This is a genomic window from Actinoplanes sp. CA-142083, from assembly GCF_050942195.1.
In the GTDB taxonomy this organism is placed as follows: Bacteria; Actinomycetota; Actinomycetes; order Mycobacteriales; family Micromonosporaceae; genus Actinoplanes.
Genome location: NZ_CP192076.1, coordinates 188374 through 208391 on the forward strand (window position 1 = coordinate 188374; position 20018 = coordinate 208391).

Consider the following 20018-nt stretch of genomic DNA (forward strand, 5'->3'; position numbering starts at 1 on the left):
CCGCTGACGGCTGTTTCGGTGGTCATAGCGGAGGGGAAACGCCCGGTCTCATTCCGAACCCGGAAGCTAAGCCCTCCAGCGCCGATGGTACTGCACTCGGGAGGGTGTGGGAGAGTAGGACGCCGCCGGACTCAACGTGAACAGAAAGCCCGCCCCGAGCGATCGGGGCGGGCTTTCTGCATTCCTGAAGCATTCCTGAAGCATTCCTGGAGCAAAACGGCTAGTGGAAAGTGCCGGCCAATTCGCGCCGGCTAGTGATGCCCAGCTTGGTGAAGATCTTCCGTAGGTGCCATTCGACCGTTCGCGGGCTCAGGAACAGCGTGGCGCCGATCTCCGGGTTGGTGTGCCCGTTGACGGCGAGCCGGGCGATCTGGGTTTCCTGAGGGGTCAGGGTCTGCTGGTCCGGGGCCGTGGCGCGTTTGCGAACCGCCTCGCCGGTGGCCTGCAGCTCGCGGGCCGCCCGGTCGGTGAAAGCCTCGGCGCCCATCCGGGTGAAGGACTCGTGGGCGATGCGGAGCTCCGCCCTCGCGTCGGCCCTGCGGTTGGCGCGGCGTAGCCACTCACCGAACAGCAGATGTGCCCGGGCCTCCTGCATCGCCAGGCCCGAGCCGGCGAAATGAGTGATGGCTTCGCGGTACTTGGCCTCGGCGGCCGGCGTCGTCAGGGCATCCGCCAATGCCTGGACGCCCTGGGACCACTCGGTCGCGGCCGCCGCGGTTCGCGCGGCAAGACGGTCGCGGGCGTCTTTCGCCTGGTCGTGGTCGCCGGTGCGGGTTGCCGCTTCGATCAGCTCGCCCAGGGTCCAGGTGTAGATGGCCAGGTCCGGGTAGGCGGCCGCATCCCGCGCCGCGGTCAGCGCCGCTTGATAGTCCCCCTGGCCATTGTGCAGGGCGGCACGACAGAAGCCGGCGATGGCCAGCGACCAACCTTCGGCTCGCGAGTTCGCCTCCTGGAACATGGCGTCGATCAGGACGGTCGCTTCGGGATCATGGCCACGGTAGGCGGCCAGGGGCACCGCGCCGGACGCCTGCAGGGCGCTTCCGGTGGCGCGCATCAAGGCTTCGGCCTCGTCCACCAGCGCTGCCGAGTCGTCCAACCGGCCCAGATAGTGGAGCACGCCGGCCCGTACGGCCAAGGCGGTCGGAAGAATCGAGAGAGCCCCGGTGTCGCGGGCCACCCGCACCGCACGGTCGGACATGCGGTTCAGGACGTCGATGCGGAAGACCTCGTGGGCGACAGGCGCCGCGAGCCACAGGAGATGCAGGTCTTCGTCGGATTGGATGGCGTCCAGGGCGCTGTTCAGCGTGGGCGCCGCCGCCGCGTAGCCGTCCAGGACCCAGCTGGTGAGGCCGGTCAGCAGAAGGCCCGCGGCATCGGTGCCGGGCGGGGCCTCGGCGGCGGCGTGTGCCACCTCTCGAAGGAACGGGTCGTCGAAGCGGCCGGTGTGGATGGCGGCCCCGATGGCGGTCAGGTAGGTCTCGCGCGCGGCGGCCGGGTCGAGCTCCAGCAGGCGGTGCGCGGCCGCGAGGAGGGGCGGGCCGGCGGCGCGGCCCGGGTTCAGGACGAAGGCCACGTGCGCCCGCAGGCGTTCCACCCGGGCTCGCTGCAGAGGTTGCAAGGTGCCCATCTCGGCGGCGGCCAGGAGCTCGGGGACCTGGGTGAAGTTGCCGGCGTCGGCGTGGGACTGGGCGGCGTCGATCAGCAGGGTGGCGCGGCGGGCGGGGGTGATGGTCAGCTCGGCGGCGCGTTCCAGGAACGCCGCGGCGGCCGAGCGGCCGCCGCGGGCGCGGGCCCGGTCGGCGGAGCGCTCCAGCTCGTCGGCGACCTCCTCGTCGGGGCCGGTCACGGCGTGGGCGCGGTGCCAGGCGCGGCGGTCGGGGTCGGTGGCGGGGTCGGTCACCTCGGCCAGGGCACGGTGGACCTCGCGCAGGTCCGCGGCCTTGCCCGAACGCCACGCGGCCGAGCGCACCAGAGGATGCGGGAACTGGGTGCGATGACCGAGCTCGATGAGCCGTTCCGCCTCGGCGGGAGTGGCGGCGTCGGGGCCTACGCCCAGGAGCTCGAGGGCTCGCCAGAGGAGGGGGACGTCGCCCACCGGCTCCACGGCCGCGGTCAGGAGCACCTTGCGGGTATCGGCCGGAAGGGCGGCGATGCGGCGCTGGAAATTCTCCTCCACCCGGCCGGCGAGCGGGGCGGCGCTCAGCCCGCCGAAGCCGAAGGCCAGCTCGGTGGGGGAAAGGCCGCGCGGCAGCTCCAGCAGGGCGAGCGGGTTGCCGCGGGTCTCGGCGACGATCCGGTCGCGGATGCGGGCGTCCACGGGGCCGGGGAGCACGGAGTCGAGCAGGACCAGCGCGTCGGCGGTGGGCAGGCCCTCGACGGTCAGCTCGGGGAGGCCGCTCAGGGCCGGGCGCTCCTCGCCGAGCGTGCGCAGGGCGAAGACCAGCGCCACCGACTCGGAGTCGAGGCGGCGGGCCACGAAGGTGAGGATCAGCTCCGACATGCGGTCGAGCCACTGCACGTCGTCGACGATGCAGATCAGGGGGCGCTCGGCGGCGCTCTCGGCGAACAGGCTCAGCACGGCCAGGCCGACCAGCAGGGGCTCGGGCGGGGTGCCGGCGCTCAGGCCGAAGGCGGTCGACAGGGCGGCCCGCTGCGGCTCCGGTAGACGGTCCAGGTAGCCCATCAGGGGTGCGCAGAGCTGCTGCAGCGCCGAATACGCGATCTCGGACTCGAGCTCGACCCCGGCGGCGCGCAGCACCCGGCCGAAGGCCGCCTGCTCGGCCAGGTGGTCGAGCAGGACGGTCTTGCCGACGCCGGCCTCGCCCCGCAGCACCAGCGCGCGGCTGCTGCCGGACCGGACCTCCTGGGCAAGGCGGTCGAGCGCCTCACGCTCGCGCCGCCGGCCGTGTAGCTCACCCCGCACGTTCCCTCCCCGTGGGAGCGTACCCAGGGAGAACGGGCTAGGACGCGCCTGACAGACGCGTACGGATATCGGCTTTTAGGATCTTGCCCACCTTCGACCTCGGCAGGTCCTCCCAGATCTCGATCTGCTTGGGGGTCTTCACGCTGCCGATACGCGTCTTCACGAACGCGGCGATCTCCTCCTTGTCGACGGTCGCGCCGTCGCGCAGCTGGAGGATCGCGGTCACCCGCTCGCCCCACTTGTCGTCGGGCAGGCCGATGACCGCGCAGTCCTGGATCGCCGGGTGCTGCATGAGGGCCTGTTCGACCTCGGTCGAGTACACGTTGAAACCTCCGGTGATCACCATGTCTTTGGCGCGGTCGACGATGAACAAGTAGTTGTCGTCGTCGAGGTAGCCGATGTCGCCCGTGTGGTGCCAGCCGTGCGCCGAGGCGGTCGCGGTGGCTACCGGATCGCGGTGGTACCCGCGCATCACCAGCGAGCCGCGGGCCACGATCTCGCCGGTGGCGCCGCGCGGCAGCAGCTCGCCCTCCGGTCCCATGATGGCCACGGTGACCAGCGGCGACGGGCGGCCGGCCGAGGAGAGGCGGGCCACCGCGATGCTGCCGTCGGCGAGGTAGTGGTCGCCGGGCGCCATCGTCGAGATCATCATCGGCGCCTCGGTCTGGCCGAAGAGTTGCGCCATCACCGGTCCGATCCGGAGCAGCGCCTCCTCCAGCCGCTTCGAGGACATCGGCGCCGCGCCGTACCAGAAACATCGCAGTGACGACAGATCGGTGGCATCCAATGCCGCATGCGCCAGCACCATGTAGATGAGCGTCGGTGGCAGGAACGTATGCGTCACCCGGTGCTGCTCGATGTTCGCGATGAACGCGGCCACGTCGGGCTTGCGCATGATGACGATCTCGCCGCCCTTGGCCAGTACGGGGAAGCAGAGCACCCCGGCGGCGTGGGTGAGCGGTGCGAGCGCCAGATACACCGGCCGGTCCGGCCAGGGGTAGCTCATCAGCGTGATCGCGGTCATCGCCTCGAGGTTGGCCCCGGTCAGCTCGACGCCCTTGGGCCGCCCGGTGGTGCCGCCGGTGCCGACGATCATGGCGAGGTCGTCGGCGGCGGGGAGATCAACCGGGTCGTCCGACGTGAGGAAGTCGTCCCAGTCCGTCTCCAGGCACACCAGGGTGGTCAGCGCCGGCAGCTCGTCGCGGATCTTCGCCACCAGCGGCGCGAACGCCGCCTGATAGATCAGCGCCTTGCAGCCGAACAGGTCCAGCAGCTCGCGGTTCTCGTACGCCTCGTTGCGGGGGTTGATCGGGCACCAGACCGCGCCGGCCCGGCTGATCCCGAAGACGCAGGTGAAGGCGGTCGGGTCGTTCCCGGAGAGCACCGCCACACGATCTCCGGGAACGACCCCCCGAGCGGCCAGCGCCGCCGCGATCCGGACGCTGAGCCGCTGCACCTCGCCGTACGTCCGGGTGTCCCCCTCCGTGGTCAGGCACGGAGCGTCCGGATCGAGCGAAGCGCCCTTGTCCAGGTAGTCGACGAGCCGCATGACTCAGCGCTCGACCGTGACCGTGGGCTCGCGGACCAGGCCGAAGCTCTCCAGCACGCCGAGCAGCTCGCGATGGCCGAAGGCCTGGCAGCCGGACGCGAAGCCGACACGTCGTGGTGGCCGCTGCAGCAGGTGGTAAGCCGCATACGCCTGCATCAGGCCGGTCTGTTTGTAGTTCGAGTTGCCGTAGATGACGCAGTGCGCCCGGCCGAGCGGTCCGGAGGCGTGCACCGAGTCGACCGACTTGTTGAGGCGGGGGTTCTCCCGGGGCGGCATCTGGTTCATCACCTGCGCCGCGGTTGCCGTCAGGGCGGCGTACCTGTCATCGGGGTCCATGTCTTTTGTCGCCTCGACGGCCGCCGTCACGATCTGGGGGACGCCGTTCATCAACGCCCGGTTGAAGACGCCGCCGAGCACCTTGACGTTGGCGACCCGCGGGTCGTTGCGGTACCAGACCGGGTGGGAGGTGCCGCCCCACGGCAGCGCCAGCGCGAGCTCGTGCTGACCCGGCAGGACCAGCTGGTACAGGCCGGCGTCGGGATCCCAGGCCTCGTAACGGTTCTGCTCGAGGCGGTACGCCCCGGAGGTGGCAGCGTTGACCAGGATCGTCAGCGTCGACGCGATGGTCGGGCTGCCGCCCCAGAACACCGCGATGTCGAGCGAGTCGAGCCCCGGCTTCTCCAGGCAGAGCTCGGCCGCGATCTCGCCGGTGGTGTACATCTGCGCGATGCCCGGCGCCAGCAGCAGTCCGGCGGCGGCGAAGTCGGATCCGTACTTCTCGTCGCAGGTGATCATCCAGTCCTGCTCGCCGGTGGTGTCGAGGTAGTGCGTGCCGGCCGCCAGGCACGCCTCGGCGACCTCCGGCCCGTACACGCTGAACGGCCCGACCGTGTTGCAGACGACCGCGGATCCGCGGAACAGCTCGGTGAGCGCCTTGGTGTCGTGCGCGACCTCGACGACCTCGTAGTCGGCGGTCTCGATCCCGGCCACGTTCTCCCGCATGGACGCCTCGAGCTTGGCGGCGTCGCGACCGGCCGCGACGAACGGCACGTTGTATTCGCGCAGGTATTCGCAGATCAACCGGCCGGTGTAGCCGGAGGCGCCGTAGACGATGACGGGCTTGGCGGCCATGTCACATCCCCATTCCGCCGTCGACGGGCAGGCCGGCGCCGTTGATGAAACGGGCCGCGTCGGACGCCAGGAACACCACGGCGTCGGCCATGTCACCGACTTCACCCAACCGGCCGGACGGCGTGAGCTCGACAACAGCGCCGACTGCCTCCTCCGGCGAGGCGAACAACCCGATCCGAGCCACATCGGTGGCCAGGCCGGCGCCCATCGCCGTCGGCACGAGACCGGGATAAATGCAATTGACGCGTACGCCGTAGCCGAGCTTGCCGGATTCCATGGCGGCCACCCTCGTGAGCCGGTCGACGCCGGACTTGGTGGCCGAGTAGACCGAGATGGCGGGGAACGCGATGGTCGCGGCCACCGAGGCGACGTTGATGACCACTCCGCCATTGCCGGCGGCGCCGCCGGGACGCATGGCGCGGAAGGCGTGCTTGATGCCGAGCGCGGTGCCGAGCAGGTTGACGTCGAGCATCTTGCGGACCGAGGCCGCCTCCAGGTCGACGATCAGGCTGGTGATCTCGACGCCGGCGTTGTTGACCACGATGTCGAGCCCGCCCATGATGCCGATCGCCTGCTCGACGGCGGCCGCCCAGTTGTCGTCGTCGGTGACGTCGAGGTGCACGAAGCCGCTCTGGTTTCCCAGCGACTCTTTTCCCAGCGACTCGGCGACCTTCGGGCCTAGGTCGTCCTGCAGGTCGGCGACGACGACGGAGGCGCCGGCGGCCGCCAGCGCGCGGGCCATCCCTTCGCCCAGACCCTGGGCGCCCCCGGTGACGAGGGCGCGGCGGCCGGTGAGATCGATCTGTGCCATGGAAGCTCCCGTGGGTGCGTGCGGACTCGGACGAGACCTACATCACATGCCGCTTCTTGACAGTTGTCAAGAAAACTTTGGACGCTTGTCAAGAACCCGTACGATGTTGTCGTGAGCCCGACCCGACCCGTGGACAAGTTCGATCGCCGGCGCGACGAGCTGGCCGAGTCCGCGCTGCTCACGCTAGGTGAGATGGGATATGCCCGGGCCAGCCTGCGGGAGATCGCCGGCAACTCACCGTTCAGCCACGGCGTCGTGCACTACTACTTCCAGGACAAGCTCGAGCTGGTCATCTACAGCGTTCGCTACTACAAGGCACGCTGCGTCACCCGGTACGACGCCGTCGTGCGCGACTCGACCTCCGCCGGCGAGCTGGTCGAGGCCTTCGCGGCAAAGCTCGGGCAGACCATCCGCGAAGAGGCGCCCATGCACCGCCTCTGGTACGACCTGCGCACGCAGAGCATGTTCGAGGACGGCCTCCGCGGCGCCATCACCGAGATCGACGCCGCGCTCGAGGCCATGATCTGGCGGGTCATCGACCGCTACGCCACCTTGTCCGGCCGCCCACCGTCGGTCACCTCGCCCGCCGCGTACGGGATGCTCGACGGCCTGTTCCAGCAGGCGCTGCTCGCCTACACCGCCGGCGGCGAGCCGGTCCTGGACGGCCTGGCCGCTCAGGTGCGCGCCGTCCTGCCGCTGATGGTCACGGCCGGAAATACTCCGACATCATCTGGCTGACCCATTCCGGCTGCTTGAGCTCAGCCGGGGTGAACTCGACCATCGCCGGCTTGAGGTCGATGACCGGGGTGCCCGAGACCGCGTCGAGCCCCACCACCGTCAATTCGCGGCCCTGGACCGCCTCGATCGCGCAGGTGGTCACCCCGATGCGGTTCGGCCGGCGCGGCCCCCGCCCGGCGAAGATGCCCACCGGCGGGAGGTCGGCGCGGCCGCGGTACGGCTTGGGCTCGCGGTAGTCGTCGAGCTCCGCGAGCTGGTCGAAGACGAAGAGGACCTCCACGTGCGAGAAGCCTTCCAGCCCTTGAAGGCAGGCTTCCCCGAACCGCTCATCGACGACGATCGTGCTGCGAACCGCACCCCAGTTGTCCGTGTGCTGAACATCCGTCCGCCCGTTCCGGACCGTGCCTATCGGGGTGATCTCGAACGTCGGCATGGCTAGAGGCTATCCACCCGGCTTCGTCAGCCAAGGCCCGCGCCGCGTTCCATCGCAGTGAGTAGCGTCTGCCGTCTGTCCGAGGAGGCGACCCAGGCGGGTGCATTAGTCACCGTCATGTGGTGAGCCAGGAGATCTTTGGGCGACGTCGACCAGCGACCGGTGATCTCGGACAGACGCTTGGCGCCGACGATGCCGGCGATGTCCTCGCCGAGAACGCGCGCCGCCGCAACGGCATCGTCCAGGTTCGCCTCGACAAGAAGATTCTGGCCGCGAGCCGTCTCATAGATGTAGGTCTCAACTGCGGGAGACGTCGAGTACCAGTAGAGGACTGTGGCAATGTCGGAGGCGTCCTTGTATTCGCCGTAGGCGCTACGGTCCAGCCACGCGGCAAGTTTCAACGCCGCATAACCGGCAGCCGTGGGAATCCGGATGGTTCCCGCGGTGGGCAGTTCGAGCGAGAGAGAAGCCGCGAAGACCTCGGCGAACCCCCACACGTTGATCGGATCTCGGCGAGACGTCGGCGTCACCGTGCCGGGAGGATCCTCCACTGGTCCGAAAGGCAAAAGGTCGGTGGAAGTTTGCGCGATCCGGAAGCGGATGCCGGTGTTGCCGGTCGGCGGAAGTCTCGTGACCAACTCGTCATAGGCAGCCCAGTTCGCCACTACCAACCCGAGGTCGATGTCGGCCGTGACGCGTAACGAGAATTCGTGCCCGAATGCGCTTTGCAGGACGTCGCGGCAGTGCGCCCCGACGAGCATCACTTCGTCGGCACCCAGCTGCGTCGACTTGGCCAGGAGCTCGGCCGTCACCTTGTCGACCAGGAGGAGCAGCGACGGGTCAGCTCTGCTCAGGTCGAGCATGATCGGCCCTCCAGGTCCTGGCCACCTCGGCGAGGCGAGCATCGCCGGTGGCCATGAGGTCGGCGTATACCAGCGGCCAGGGAGCGTTTCGCGGCTTCGTCGCTGGATCTTCTTCAGCTGGGCGAGGCGAGACCCAGAACTTGTGACGGACGGAGACGTTGCGCACGCGGTCCGGGTTCGCACTCCAGCGATTGGCAGCGGCGAGCTTCAGATCGAAGGAGTCCAGGTAGACGGTCACCGTTGCCGGCCGCGCGATGTCGACTCCCTCAGCCGTTTCGCCGCTCAGAAAGACAGCGCGATCGCTCTTGATCGGCCGGCCGGGATCGCCATGAAACTGAGCGACCGCGAGGCGCGGGCCGAGACCGGTCGAGTAGGCGGCGGTCCACAAGTCGAGAAGCTCGTCGAATCGGTCCAATTCCCGTGAGGTTGCAAGCAGGAACCCGGCCTTTTCGAGTTGACCTAGAACTTCATGCGTCTGTCCCACTGAGGTTCCGGCCGCATTTGCGATCTCCCGGCGTCGTTCGCCGGCCAGCTCCGGCCAGGAGAGCAGGGCAAGGATGACCTGCGCCCGACCCCGGCTGAAGAGATTCACCGACTGCCGGGCGCTGCTTCGATGCGAGTAGGCATCCGCTTGGTCGGCCGAATCGGTGCGTCCTCGCACGTCGACATAGACGTTGCCGAAGACTATGAACGCGTTTCCTAGGGCGTCGATGAACTGAATGTTCGCGTCGCGGAACGCATCGGCGCTGCGTCGGCTGATGCGGTCGCCGACCACAAGCAGCGGGTGAGGCCCGGTGGATCTTTCGCGAGCCACCGAGGTCAGGGTCATCGGGACCTTCACCTGCACCGAATAAGCAGCGGTGTTGCCGCCTCGGGACAGAACGACGAGCGTATCGACGCCGCGGTCGGACTCCGGAGCAGGTGACACTTCTTCAAGGGTTATGCCGAGCTCACGCAGGCGCTCTCGGGCGGGCTGCAGGAGCCGTTCCGTGCCGTCCGACCCGAGCTGCGTTCGGTTTTGCATGTTGTTCAGTTTATTCGAACATCGCCAGAAACTGAACGGGGACTTCAAACGGCAGGTGCGGGCCGCCTGGATGGCAGCCCGCACCTTTGGTGATTGCCGGCCTAGAGGTTGGCCGCCGTCACCCGGGAAGACTCGTACGTGGTGGAGGCCTGGGGGATCCCCGGCACGGTGGACACGTCCTTGACCAGCATGCCGGTGTTGGCGTCGATGGTCAGCACCTCGCTGTCCTGGCCGCCGAACACGCCGGAGCCGGCGGTGATCGTCAGCGTGGCCTTGCCGTTGGTGGTCGATTCCTTGACGCTGACCCCGGCGATGGTGGACAGCAGGCGCAGCACGCCCTGCCGTACGTCAATGTTGCCGTCGCCGGCGGAGAGCGCCTCGGTGCTGTACGTCCACAGGGCGTTGTCGAAGTGCTGCTGGACGGCCTGAGGGCTGTACGGCTTCGGCTTGGCGTTGCCGCCCTTCGCCTTGATGATCTCCTGGGCGGCCGCCTGCTGCTTGTCCCACTCCGCCTTCTGCGCGGCGGTGTCGAGGCCGACCAGCGGGTCCTTGGCGGCCTTGAGCATCCGGGTCCGGCCGTCGGCCGGGCTGGCGTCCGCCGCCTGGATGGCCGCCTTCACGAGCGGGGCGTAGCCGCCGGCGTTCATCTGGTCCTGGTGCTTGGTGATCGCCCGCTTGATGTCCTTCACGCTGTTGCCCGTGTAGATCGCGTGACCGTCGGTGTAGAGCGTGTAGACGACCTGCATGGTCTTGGTGCCGTTGACCTGGGTCGCCTTCACCAGCCACGCGTCGCCGTCCGACGGGGTGTTCGTCTTGATGTATCCGGCCAGGGTCAGCAGCGGCGCACCGCCGCCGGACCCGCCGGCGGTCGCCGGCCCAGCGGCCGCCACCGTGGAATCCTTGGCCGGCTGCACGCCCCCGTTCCCCGACGTGCTGACGACCACGGCGACGACCGCCGCTGCGGCGGCAACCGCCACCCCGGCGCCGATACCGAGCCGGGCGGCCGCGCCGCCCCGGCGGCGGCGCTGAATCGCCGGGCTGGATGCCTGGTCTCGTACGGTTGTCGTTTCCACGGTCGAAGTCGTCTCCACAGTCGTGTCCTCCACTGAATTCGCGCCCAGCAACCGCACGGTTCCGGGGTCGGCCATCGCGGCCCGTAGAACCGCCCGCGCTCGCTGATACGCCTCGGGACGCAGTGGTTCTGCGCCGCCCAACTCACCGACCAGGTCGAGCTCGTCGGTCATCGGTGTCTCTCCTTCGCGCTGTTGCGATCCTTCAGAAGCGCGGACACCCCGGGTGCGTCGCGCAGTGCCGTCCGGGCCTGGCTGAGCAGCCGCCGGGCGGTGCCGGCCGGCATGCCGAGAGCCCGCGCGGCATCGGCCGCGGTCAGGTCCTCCCAGGCGACGAGCCTCAGGACTTCCCGCTCTTCGGGTTTGAGCCGCATCAGGGCCGACCGGAGCACCGACCGTGCGTCCACGGCGAGGTCCACCGCCGCCCACGGATCCCAGTCGGTAGCCAGGTCCGTCACGTCCGCGACCAGGTCCTCGGGCGGCCGGGACCGCCAGTGGCGGCGCAAGCGATTCAGCGCCACCCCGTACAGCCACGGCAGTGCGTCGTCGTACGACCGGTCGTACGATCGCCGCGACTCGAACGCCGCAACCCAGACCTCGCCCAATAGGTCCTCAGCCGCATCGCGCCCCACCCGGCGGGCGAGGTACGAACCGACTGCGCCCTCATGACGCTCGACCACCTCCACGAAGGCGTCGACATCGCCATCCAGCGACCGGCCTATCAAATCCGCATCCGAAGCCATAGCCCTCCTCGGCAAACTCCGCGCTTCCAACCTGACATTGCCGATCAGCCGGCAAAGTGTTCAGGCTCGAGGCGCCGAGGTCGCGGCGGGTGACTGCCGCAGCTGCGGCGCGGTGGAGTTCGCGGGCAGCAGCGAAGGAATCTTCGCAGTCCCATTGCCGGGCTGTGGCCGAGTCGAGCGGAACCGCGGGATCATCGTCCCGGATCATCCGCTTCTGGGGCCTCTGCGTAGTTGGACGCCGCGAAGGTGGCCGTCGGCTCGGACGGCCACCTGGAGTTGCTGGGGTGAGTCAGATCAGGCCTGCCCGGCCTTCTCCAGCGCGGTGCAGCAGGTGTCGGTGATCAAACGGGTCACGACGTACGGGTCGACGTTGGCGTTCGGCCGACGGTCCTCGATGTAGCCCTTGCCGTCCTTTTCGACCTGCCACGGGATGCGCACCGAGGCGCCGCGGTCCGAGACGCCGTAGCTGTACTCGTTCCACGGGGCGGTCTCGTGCAGGCCGGTCAGGCGGTCGTCGATGCCGGCGCCGTAGTTCTTGACGTGGTCCATCGGCTTGGAGCCCTCACCGAGGGCCTCACAGGCGGTGATGATCGCGTCGTAACCTTCGCGCATCGCCCTGGTCGAGAAGTTGGTGTGCGCCCCGGCGCCGTTCCAGTCGCCCTTCACCGGTTTCGGGTCGAGGGTCGCGGAGATCTTGAAGTCCTCGGCCGTGCGGTAGAGCAGCCAGCGCGCCACCCACAACTGGTCGGCCACCTCGAGCGGCGCCAGCGGGCCGACCTGGAACTCCCATTGGCCGGGCATGACCTCGGCGTTGATGCCCGAGATGGTCAGCCCCGCCTTCAGGCAGTTCTCCAGGTGCGCCTCGACGACGTCGCGGCCGAAGATCTCGTCGGCGCCGACGCCGCAGTAGTAGCCGCCCTGCGGGGCCGGGAAGCCGCCTGCGGGGAAGCCGAGCGGCCGGGCGCCGTCGAAGAAGGTGTACTCCTGCTCGATGCCGAAGATCGGAGCCTGCGCCGCGAACCGCTCCGCGACCTCGGCCAGCACGGCCCGGGTGTTGGACTCGTGCGGCGTCATGTCGATGTTGAGGACCTCGCACAGCACGAGGACGTGGTCGCCGCCGCGGATCGGGTCGGGGCAGGTGAAGACCGGCTTGAGCACGCGGTCCGAGGAGTGGCCCTTGGCCTGGTTGGTGGAGGACCCGTCGAAGCCCCAGATCGGCAGCTCGGCTCCCTTGGCCTGATCGTCCAGGATCTTCGTCTTGGAGCGGAGCTTCGCCGTCGGCTCGGTGCCGTCGATCCAGATGTACTCTGCCTTGAAGCTCACGATCCACATCCTCCGGGTGCATCCTGCGCGATGATGTGGCCAGCGTGGCAACGCCTGATTTCCCACCCGTTGCTCATATGTGACGCGCGCGTTTCCGGCCCTGTGTCCGCCGTCACGGCCGTTACGAAGTGACCATTTTCAAGGCGAGATCCGCGTTGAACCGGCCGAGTTGTTCGGGTGTCTCCGATCCGTCTCGCCGGTACCAGCGGACCAGGTCGATGCCGAGTGACAGCATGGCGCGCGCGACCCGGTTGACGTCGACGGTCGCGAACGTCCCGTCGTCGACGCCTTGCTGAACGGCACCGCGGAACACGGCGTTCGTCTGATGTCGTAGCTCGAGGATGTCGTTGTAGTGGTCAACGCTCAGGGACGCGAGATCGTACTGGCAGACCCTGGCGATCACGTGGTGACGCGCATGCCACTCGGTGTAACGCGAGACGATGAGGCGTAGGCGCTCGGCCGCGTCCGCGAGGTGCTGGATCTCCGGGGCCCGGACGTAGTCGAGCGCTTTCTCGTGCCCTGTTCGGATGAGCTCGAAGAGCACCTGCTCCTTGGACGGGAAATAGACGTAGAGAGCTGCCGGACTGAGGCCCACCATGCCGGGGATGTCGCGAGTTGTCGTGCCGTGGAAGCCATTCGAGGCGAAGCAGCGCACCGCGGAGGTCAGCAGCTTACGAGCGACCTCGTTGAGGTTGGCCGGCCAGAGGTTGGGGGACTCGTCGTCCAGTTCTTGGAGCAGGCCGACCTCGGCGGCGGTCAGCCGTGCCTGCCGTGGTTTAGCCAAGGTGATGACGCCTTCCAAGGGTGCGGTGTGACGCTTGACACACTCTAGCGCAGCTGTGACTATGCGCTTAGTAAGTACTCCCCGTCTACCAGATGAGGGACTCGCCATGAAGGTGTCGTGTGCCTTTCCGACGGCTCTGGACTCGCCCGAGATGATCGCGGTGGCCGAGACCCTCGGCTACGAGCGGGCTTGGGTCTATGACACCCCGCAACAGAGCCCGGACGTGTGGATGACGCTGGCCCTGGCAGCGGATCGGACCGAGCGCATCGGCCTCGGTCCGGGCGTCCTGGTCCCCAGCCTGCGGCACCCGATGGTCAACGCTGCCGCCACGGCGACGCTGTGTGCCCTCGCTCCGGGCCGCGTCGCGGTGGCGTTCGGCACCGGGTTCACCGGGCGTCGAGCGATGGGCTACGGGGCGATCACCTGGTCGTACATGGACTCCTACATCCGCGCCTACCTTGGCCTCCTGCGCGGTGAGGTGGTCGAGTGGGAAGGGGCCAGCATGCAGATGCTGCACCCCGACGGACACGCCCCACACCGTCCGGTGAAGGTCCCGGTGATCGTTGGCGCACTCGGCCCGAAGGGCAACAAGGTGGCCAACGAGCTCGGCGACGGACTGTTCACCACCTTGCTGCTGCCGGAGTTCGCCAACGACTACCCCTGGTCGGCCTACCTGGCCTGGGGCACCGTCCTCGACGACGACGAGAGCGACGACTCCGAGCACGCTCGTGCCGCCGGCGGCCCGGGATGGGCATTGTCCTTGCACGGCGCCTTCGAGTTCGGTGGGCCCGACGCCGTCCGCGCGCTTCCGGGTGGTGAGCAGTGGATGGACGTGGTGGAGCGTGCACCGGTCGCCGAGCGTCACCTCGCCGTCCATGCCCAGCACTGCGTCGGCCTCAACGAGGCGGACCAGGCCGCCTGGAACGCCGGCGGCAACGTCACGTTACGCGACGTCACCCTCACCGGGACCCGTGCGCAGGTGCGCGACAAGCTCGACCAGATCAGCTCGCAGGGAATCACCGAGATCGTCTTCCAGCCGTGCGGTCCTGACCCGGAACGGGAGCTCGAGCGTTTCCTCGAGGTCGCGCGTTGAACCGTCCACATCAACCAGACCACACACGGAGCGACCCATGAGCGCGACGGAACCCAGAACCGTGATCGAGGGCCTGTCCTACCTGGAGTGCCCGCGGTGGCACGACGGCCGGATCTGGTTCTCCGACTTCTACACCTACGCCGTGTACTCGGCTGCAGCCGACGGCAGCGACCTGCGCAAGGAGGTCGAGGTGCCCCAGCAACCCTCGGGGCTGGGCTGGTTGCCGGACGGAAGACTGCTCGTCGTCTCGATGCGAGACGCACGGATCCTGCGGGTCGAGACAGACGGAAGCCTCAGCGTCCACGCCGACCTGTCCGGTCACGTGAGTGGACACCCCAACGACATGGTCGTGGACTCCCGCGGGCGGGCGTTCGTCGGCGAGTTCGGGTTCGACCTCATGGGCGGGGCTTCGCTGGCACCGGCCCGGCTGCTCCGCGTCGACACTGATGGAACTGTCAGCGTCGCCGCGGACGAGATGCTCTTCCCGAACGGCAGCGTCATCACCGACGACAACGTGTTGCTGGTCTGCGAGACCTTCGGCAACCGGGTAGCCGCCTTCGACATCGCTGAGGACGGAACGCTCGAGAATCGACGTACCTGGGCCGAGTTCGGTCCCACGCCCACCGAGCGGGAACTCGAGCCGCTGATCGGCCAGTTGGTCGTCGCGCCGGACGGCTGCGGCCTGGACGCCGAAGGTGCGCTCTGGATCGCGGACGCCACCGGCGGGCGGGCGATCCGGGTCTTCGAGGGCGGCAAGATCGAGCGGACAGTCGAGCCCGGCGGCGGCGTGTTCGCCTGCATGCTGGGCGGCGACGACGGACGGACGCTGTTCCTGTGTTCCGCGCCGGACTTCTACGAGGAAGCCCGCAAGAACGCCCGCGACGGTCGCCTCCTGGCGGTCGACGTGAACGTGCCGCACGCCGGCCGGCCCTGAGACCAGATCACCGGCCGCTTCATCTTCTCGACAGCAGCTCTGACAGGACGCCGGGAAGCTGCTCGAACACCAGGTCACCGGCGTTATCCGGCTTCCACGCGATCACTCCGTCCGGACGAAGCAGCGCGCCGCCCGCTGGTGCGCCGCCCGGCCCGAGGGCGTGGATGGCGACCGGGATGCCGAGCGCGTTCACGAGCTCGCGCCGGCCCGCACGCTCATCCTCGACGAGGAGCGCGAATCCCTCCTCGGCGGTGTCAAGGGTGGAGATGGGACCGCCGGTTCCGGGCAGCATGACGTGGGGTACTCGGGCGCCGACCGCCCAGGACCGCCCGTGCGGGTCGTCGAGCGGGCTCTCCGGCGGCCCTTCGGCGTGGACGGCCGTCGATCGGTAGATCGCGCCGAGCTCTATGGCGGCGTCGTCGAGCGGTGGCATCAGGTCATCGCGCGGCAGCGACGGATCCACCCGCAGCGCGTACCGCGTGTACGCCTGTTCCACGGTGAGCGCGCAAATCGGGCGGCGCTCGGCGTCGTACGTCTCGAGCAGCTCGGCTCCGGCCAGTCCTCGCGTGACGAAGGCGAGCTTCCAGGCCAAGTTGTGCGCGTCCGCGACACCGGTGTTCCCGCCGAACCCGCCGGTCGGCGGCATCGCGTGGGCGGAATCGCCGGCCAGGAACACCCGACCGCTCCGGAAGGATCGGGCGGTCACCGCCATGGCGCTCCAGCGTTGGACGCTTTCGACACTGATCGGACGGGCCGCGTCGGCGCCCAATGCCGTACGCACCAGGTCGGCGCACTGTTGTGCGGAGATGTCCTGGCCCACATGGGTGTCGCGGCGGCCTTCGGGGTCGAGCGTCGCGAAAACGGCCAGGAAGCCCGAGTCTCCCGTGATCGAGAACCGGAAGAACCCGGTCAGCCCGGGATTGTTGACGTACACGACGCTGAGGTTGCGCTCGCGCATCAGGTCGTTGATCTCGGCCCGGAAGTAGATCGTGACGCAGTCGGCGAAGCTGCCCCGGCCGTCCATCGGTGTGCCCAGGTGCTCGCGGATCTCGCTGTGCGCACCGTCGGCGGCAACCAGGTAGTCGGAGGTGACGACTTGTTCGGCACCGCCGGCGTGGGGGCGGATGACCGACACGACCTGATCATCTTGCTGCTCGAACGAGACGAGATCGAATCCGAACAAATGCTGCGCACCAAGGTCGGTCGCCCGCCGGCGAAGGATCGGTTCGAGCCCGACCTGGGTGACGAACAAGCGATCGGCCGGGCTGAGGCCTTCCACCCCGTCGTTGTACGACCGGTAGAAATATGCCAGCTCCTTGCCGCCGAGGCTCTCCACCGCGACGATGGCCCCGCCCTGCCGGAACTCACGAGCGGCGGCTTCCTCGACCTCGCGCTGAAGCCCGACCGAGCGGAAGACCTCCATCGTCCGTTGATGGAACGACGCCGCGCGCGGGTGGATCGCAGTGCCGGGATGGCTCTCGACCACCAAGTTGGCCACTCCATACTTGGCGAGCAGCGCGGACATGGTCAGGCCGACAAGGCTGCCGCCCACCACGAGAACAGGGACGTGATGTTCGTCCATGGGCTGATCCTCCCTCGCGCCGAGGGAAGTGCAAAGCACAAGAATCAGGATTTTAGAGCCACGGCTCCGCGAATCCCGCCCGTGACACAAACGGCGAGCGCGACCACCGCATCGCGGGGCGTCCGGGGGCTCGGCCCCCGGAGCAGACATGACGAGTGGCCCCGGCTCGCGCTCGCCGCGAGCAGACTCCACCCAGCCGCTCGTGGGCCGCCGGGGACTCGAACCCCGAACCTAAGGATTAAAAGTCCTCAGCTCTGCCATTGAGCTAGCGGCCCGCGATCACAGACTACCTGCGACCCCACCGGTTGCCGATCAGGTATCCACCGCTAGGCCGTTTCGGCTGGTCAGCAGGGGTCCGCGCGCGTTCTCGAAGGCGTTTCCCACCTGCAACGTGAGGAGGTCGCTGCGGGGGCGGGTGACTATCTGCAGGCCGATGGGAAGGCCCGCTGGGGTGAGGCCGGCGGGTACTGACAAGGCGGGGGCGCCCAGGACGGTGATGTGGTAGGCGGAGCGCATCCAGTCCAAGTAGGACTCGGAGGGGACGCCGGCCACCTCGTGGGGGTACTCCCAGTCGGCGGCGAAGGGTGGGACCTGGCTCACCGGGGCCAGCAGGACGTCGAAGCGGTCGAAGAAGTCGAGGCCGGCCCGCCACTGGCGTGCCCAGGCCTGGCCGGCCCGGCCCAGATCCGAAGCGGTCAGGGACCGGCCCGCTCGGATGTTCTCGGCCAGCGACGGCTTGAAGGAATCGGGGTGGGCGTCGTACAGCGGGCCGAAGGCCAGGTTGAACTGGTGGGCGCGCAGGGTGCGGAAGATGAGCTCGGCTTCGGTGAGGTCGGGGTCGGCCAAGGCGACGCTGCAGCCGAGGGACTCGAAGAGCGTCACGGCGGGGGTCAGGACGTCCAGGACCGCGCGGTCGACGGGGAGGCCGCCGAGGGTGGGGGACCACGCGACGCGCAGGCCGGTCAGGTCGCGGGGAAGGTCGGCCACGAAGGGGGCATCCAAGGCGATGGGCGAGCGGGGGTCGGGGCCGGCCATCACCGACAGCAGGAGTGCCACGTCGGGGACGTTGCGGGCCATCGGGCCGGCGGTGGTCAGGGTGTCCCACGGGGTCTCGGTGGGCCAGGACGGCACGCGGCCTGGAGTAGGGCGGAAGCCGACCACGCCGCACAAGGAAGCGGGGTTGCGCAGCGAGCCGCCCATGTCGCCGCCGTCGGCCAGGGGAAGCATGCCCGAGGCCAGGGCCGCGGCGGCGCCGCCGCTGCTGCCGCCGGCGGAGCGGGTCAGGTCGTGGGGGTTGCGGGTGACGCCGAAGACCGGGTTGAAGGTGTGCGAGCCGGCGCCGAACTCGGGGACGTTGGTCTTGCCCAGGCGGACGGCGCCGGCCCGGGTGATGCGGGAGACGCACAGGGCGTCGAAGTCGGGGACGTGGTCGGCGAACAGGGGCGAGCCGAACGTCGTACGCATGCCCTGGGTCTCGTGGGTGTCCTTGAAGGCGATGGGCAGGCCGTGCAGCGGGCCCTCCGGAAGGTCGGAGCGCGCCGCGGACAGGGCGGCCTCGGGATCCAGGGTGACGATCGCGTTGATCTGCGGATTCACGGCGGCTATCCGGTCGAGGTGCGCCTGCACCACCTCGACCGGGGACACCTCGCGGTGGCGGATCAGGGCGGCGAGGTCGGTGGCGGTCCGCTGCCAGAGATCGGTCATGACCTACATTTAAGACCCGCGTCACCCGTACGCCAGAGTCATCCGGAATCGTCGGCGCCATGCGCCGTACCGCTGGCATTGTCGCCCTTGTCGCCCTCTCCACCGTCGTCGCGGCACCCGCGCAAGCCGCCGGAAAGCCCGCGAACGACCTGCAGGAGATCACGGCTTCGGTGGAGACGCCGGCGCTCTTCGACGACGAGGCGGGCGGCGACGCGGACGCCGACGACCCGGCGATCTGGATCAACCGGACCGACCGGGCGAAGAGCCGGGTCATCGGCACGGCCAAGAACGGCGGGTTGCGGGTCTACGACCTGGCGGGACGCGAGGTGCAGTCGATCGCGCCGCCGGCCGACGGGCGGTTCAACAACGTCGATCTGGTGACCGGGTTCGGCCGCAAGAAGGAAGACCTGGCCGTGGTCACCGATCGCGGGAGCGACAAGCTGCGGATCTACCGGATCGAGCCGAGCGGCCGCCTCGTCGACATCACCGCCGCTGACGCGCCGCTGCTGTTCTCCAAGAGCCAGGACGAGGTGGAGACCCAGGCGACCGGTTACGGTCTTGCCACGTACGGGCGGTACGCCGTGGTCAGCCGGCGGCACAGCACCCGGCTCGGGATCTTCCGGCTGGAGGAGCGCGCCGGCAAGGTCACCTACCGGGTCACCGACACGCTCGACCTGCCCAGCGAGTTCCGCCTGCCGAATGGCGCCACCTGGTCGCCCTGCGAGGAGCCGGGCGAGGACCCGCAGGTCGAGGGCATGGTCGTCGACGCCGAGGCGGGCGTGCTCTACGCCGCGCAGGAGGACGTCGCGCTCTGGAAGATCCGGCTGGACGGCGACCGCTTCGCGAGCGTGCCGCGGATCGTCGAGCGGGTCGCGGAGTTCGGCGTGCCGGCCACCTACGACCCGGAGACCGAGGAATGCGTCGCCGGTGACGACCCGGGCTTCGGCGGGCGCATCCGCGCCGATGTCGAGGGCGCCACGATCTACTCGACCGGCAAGAAGGACGGCTATCTGATCGTCTCGAGCCAGGGCGACAGCAAGTTCTACGTGTACGACCGGCGCACGAACCGGCCGATCAAGAGTTTCCAGGTCGTCGACGGCAAGCGGACCGACGGCGTGCAGCACTCGGACGGCGCGGCCGCCACCTCGGTGCCGCTGCCCGGATACCCGCACGGCCTGCTCGTTCTGCACGACGGCGAGAACACTCCGGACCAGGGCCGGGTCAGCACCGACTTCAAGTTTGTCGACTGGCGCGCTCTGAGTCTTTATTCACGTGGTGAATGACTGATCGACGCCATGCCGTCGCCCGAATAG

The 20018-nt window shown here is 69.0% G+C and carries 17 protein-coding genes, 1 tRNA gene and 1 rRNA gene; 5 read left to right on the plus strand and 14 right to left on the minus strand.

The window, feature by feature from the left end; all coding sequences use genetic code 11:
- Window positions 1-14 precede the first annotated feature (14 nt).
- Window positions 15-131 (plus strand): 5S ribosomal RNA (rrf, locus tag ACQPZX_RS00910).
- Window positions 132-220: 89 nt separating this feature from the next.
- Here rrf and ACQPZX_RS00915 read toward each other — a convergent pair.
- From ACQPZX_RS00915 to ACQPZX_RS00930, 4 genes are read right to left on the minus strand one after another with little or no spacing between them, the layout of a single operon-like run.
- Entirely contained in the window at window positions 221-2923 is a 2703-nt protein-coding gene (locus ACQPZX_RS00915; protein WP_433372976.1) for a helix-turn-helix transcriptional regulator, read from the minus strand.
- Between the two features lie 37 nt (window positions 2924-2960).
- Window positions 2961-4472, minus strand: a complete 1512-nt coding sequence (locus tag ACQPZX_RS00920) for an acyl-CoA synthetase (RefSeq protein WP_433372978.1) — start codon at window positions 4470-4472, stop codon at window positions 2961-2963.
- 3 nt (window positions 4473-4475) lie between these two features.
- Window positions 4476-5603: a DUF5938 domain-containing protein gene (locus ACQPZX_RS00925; RefSeq protein ID WP_433372981.1), complete on the minus strand. Its 1128-nt coding sequence runs from the start codon at window positions 5601-5603 to the stop codon at window positions 4476-4478.
- A gap of 1 nt (window position 5604) precedes the next feature.
- Entirely contained in the window at window positions 5605-6414 is an 810-nt protein-coding gene (locus tag ACQPZX_RS00930; protein ID WP_433372983.1) for an SDR family NAD(P)-dependent oxidoreductase, read from the minus strand.
- 111 nt (window positions 6415-6525) lie between these two features.
- Here ACQPZX_RS00930 and ACQPZX_RS00935 point away from each other — a divergent pair, with 111 nt between their 5' ends.
- Window positions 6526-7152: a TetR/AcrR family transcriptional regulator gene (locus ACQPZX_RS00935; RefSeq protein ID WP_433372986.1), complete on the plus strand. Its 627-nt coding sequence runs from the start codon at window positions 6526-6528 to the stop codon at window positions 7150-7152.
- Here the strand turns inward: ACQPZX_RS00935 and ACQPZX_RS00940 are convergent.
- From ACQPZX_RS00940 to ACQPZX_RS00970, 7 genes are all read right to left on the minus strand, one after another.
- The gene (locus ACQPZX_RS00940) at window positions 7118-7585 is read right to left on the minus strand and encodes an SAM-dependent methyltransferase (RefSeq protein WP_433372988.1); all 468 of its coding nucleotides are present in this window, start codon (window positions 7583-7585) and stop codon (window positions 7118-7120) included. The genes ACQPZX_RS00935 and ACQPZX_RS00940 overlap by 35 nt on opposite strands.
- Before the next feature lie 26 nt (window positions 7586-7611).
- On the minus strand, window positions 7612-8448 hold the full coding sequence (locus tag ACQPZX_RS00945; protein ID WP_433372991.1) for a hypothetical protein: 837 nt from the start codon (window positions 8446-8448) through the stop codon (window positions 7612-7614).
- Entirely contained in the window at window positions 8426-9472 is a 1047-nt protein-coding gene (locus ACQPZX_RS00950; RefSeq protein ID WP_433372994.1) for a type IV toxin-antitoxin system AbiEi family antitoxin, read from the minus strand. The genes ACQPZX_RS00945 and ACQPZX_RS00950 overlap by 23 nt, the downstream gene beginning before the upstream one ends.
- A 101-nt stretch (window positions 9473-9573) precedes the next feature.
- Window positions 9574-10716, minus strand: coding sequence for a hypothetical protein (locus tag ACQPZX_RS00955; RefSeq protein WP_433372997.1), 1143 nt, complete (start codon window positions 10714-10716; stop codon window positions 9574-9576).
- Window positions 10713-11285, minus strand: a complete 573-nt coding sequence (locus tag ACQPZX_RS00960) for an RNA polymerase sigma factor (RefSeq protein WP_433373000.1) — start codon at window positions 11283-11285, stop codon at window positions 10713-10715. Before ACQPZX_RS00960 ends, ACQPZX_RS00955 begins: the two co-directional genes overlap by 4 nt.
- 294 nt (window positions 11286-11579) lie before the next feature.
- The gene (gene glnII, locus ACQPZX_RS00965; RefSeq protein WP_433373003.1) at window positions 11580-12608 is read right to left on the minus strand and encodes a glutamine synthetase; all 1029 of its coding nucleotides are present in this window, start codon (window positions 12606-12608) and stop codon (window positions 11580-11582) included.
- 121 nt (window positions 12609-12729) lie between these two features.
- The gene (locus ACQPZX_RS00970; RefSeq protein WP_433373005.1) at window positions 12730-13410 is read right to left on the minus strand and encodes a TetR/AcrR family transcriptional regulator; all 681 of its coding nucleotides are present in this window, start codon (window positions 13408-13410) and stop codon (window positions 12730-12732) included.
- 88 nt (window positions 13411-13498) lie between these two features.
- Here ACQPZX_RS00970 and ACQPZX_RS00975 point away from each other — a divergent pair, with 88 nt between their 5' ends.
- A complete protein-coding gene (locus ACQPZX_RS00975; protein WP_433373007.1) occupies window positions 13499-14485 on the plus strand; it encodes an LLM class flavin-dependent oxidoreductase in 987 nt (328 codons plus the stop codon).
- A gap of 37 nt (window positions 14486-14522) precedes the next feature.
- The gene (locus ACQPZX_RS00980; RefSeq protein WP_433373010.1) at window positions 14523-15419 is read left to right on the plus strand and encodes an SMP-30/gluconolactonase/LRE family protein; all 897 of its coding nucleotides are present in this window, start codon (window positions 14523-14525) and stop codon (window positions 15417-15419) included.
- A 19-nt stretch (window positions 15420-15438) separates the two neighbouring features.
- Here ACQPZX_RS00980 and ACQPZX_RS00985 read toward each other — a convergent pair whose 3' ends face one another.
- From ACQPZX_RS00985 to ACQPZX_RS00995, 3 genes are all read right to left on the minus strand, one after another.
- A complete protein-coding gene (locus tag ACQPZX_RS00985; RefSeq protein ID WP_433373013.1) occupies window positions 15439-17193 on the minus strand; it encodes an FAD-dependent monooxygenase in 1755 nt (584 codons plus the stop codon).
- A gap of 11 nt (window positions 17194-17204) precedes the next feature.
- Window positions 17205-17276 (minus strand) — tRNA-Lys (locus ACQPZX_RS00990).
- A gap of 37 nt (window positions 17277-17313) precedes the next feature.
- Window positions 17314-18705, minus strand: coding sequence for an amidase (locus tag ACQPZX_RS00995; RefSeq protein WP_433373016.1), 1392 nt, complete (start codon window positions 18703-18705; stop codon window positions 17314-17316).
- Window positions 18706-18764: 59 nt separating this feature from the next.
- On the opposite strand from ACQPZX_RS00995, the gene ACQPZX_RS01000 reads away from it, so the two are divergent.
- On the plus strand, window positions 18765-19988 hold the full coding sequence (locus ACQPZX_RS01000) for a phytase (protein WP_433373019.1): 1224 nt from the start codon (window positions 18765-18767) through the stop codon (window positions 19986-19988).
- The last annotated feature ends 30 nt before the right edge of the window (window positions 19989-20018 follow it).

Coding starts and splice junctions, on each gene's coding strand:
- ACQPZX_RS00925 (WP_433372981.1), bottom strand. CDS start 5,603: ATGGCCGCCAAGCCCGTCATCGTCTACGGCGCCTCCGGCTACACCGGC.
- ACQPZX_RS00995 (WP_433373016.1), bottom strand. CDS start 18,705: ATGACCGATCTCTGGCAGCGGACCGCCACCGACCTCGCCGCCCTGATC.
- ACQPZX_RS00930 (WP_433372983.1), bottom strand. CDS start 6,414: ATGGCACAGATCGATCTCACCGGCCGCCGCGCCCTCGTCACCGGGGGC.
- ACQPZX_RS00950 (WP_433372994.1), bottom strand. CDS start 9,472: ATGCAAAACCGAACGCAGCTCGGGTCGGACGGCACGGAACGGCTCCTG.
- ACQPZX_RS00945 (WP_433372991.1), bottom strand. CDS start 8,448: ATGCTCGACCTGAGCAGAGCTGACCCGTCGCTGCTCCTCCTGGTCGAC.
- ACQPZX_RS00955 (WP_433372997.1), bottom strand. CDS start 10,716: ATGACCGACGAGCTCGACCTGGTCGGTGAGTTGGGCGGCGCAGAACCA.
- ACQPZX_RS00940 (WP_433372988.1), bottom strand. CDS start 7,585: ATGCCGACGTTCGAGATCACCCCGATAGGCACGGTCCGGAACGGGCGG.
- ACQPZX_RS01000 (WP_433373019.1), top strand. CDS start 18,765: ATGCGCCGTACCGCTGGCATTGTCGCCCTTGTCGCCCTCTCCACCGTC.
- ACQPZX_RS00960 (WP_433373000.1), bottom strand. CDS start 11,285: ATGGCTTCGGATGCGGATTTGATAGGCCGGTCGCTGGATGGCGATGTC.
- ACQPZX_RS00975 (WP_433373007.1), top strand. CDS start 13,499: ATGAAGGTGTCGTGTGCCTTTCCGACGGCTCTGGACTCGCCCGAGATG.
- ACQPZX_RS00920 (WP_433372978.1), bottom strand. CDS start 4,472: ATGCGGCTCGTCGACTACCTGGACAAGGGCGCTTCGCTCGATCCGGAC.
- ACQPZX_RS00980 (WP_433373010.1), top strand. CDS start 14,523: ATGAGCGCGACGGAACCCAGAACCGTGATCGAGGGCCTGTCCTACCTG.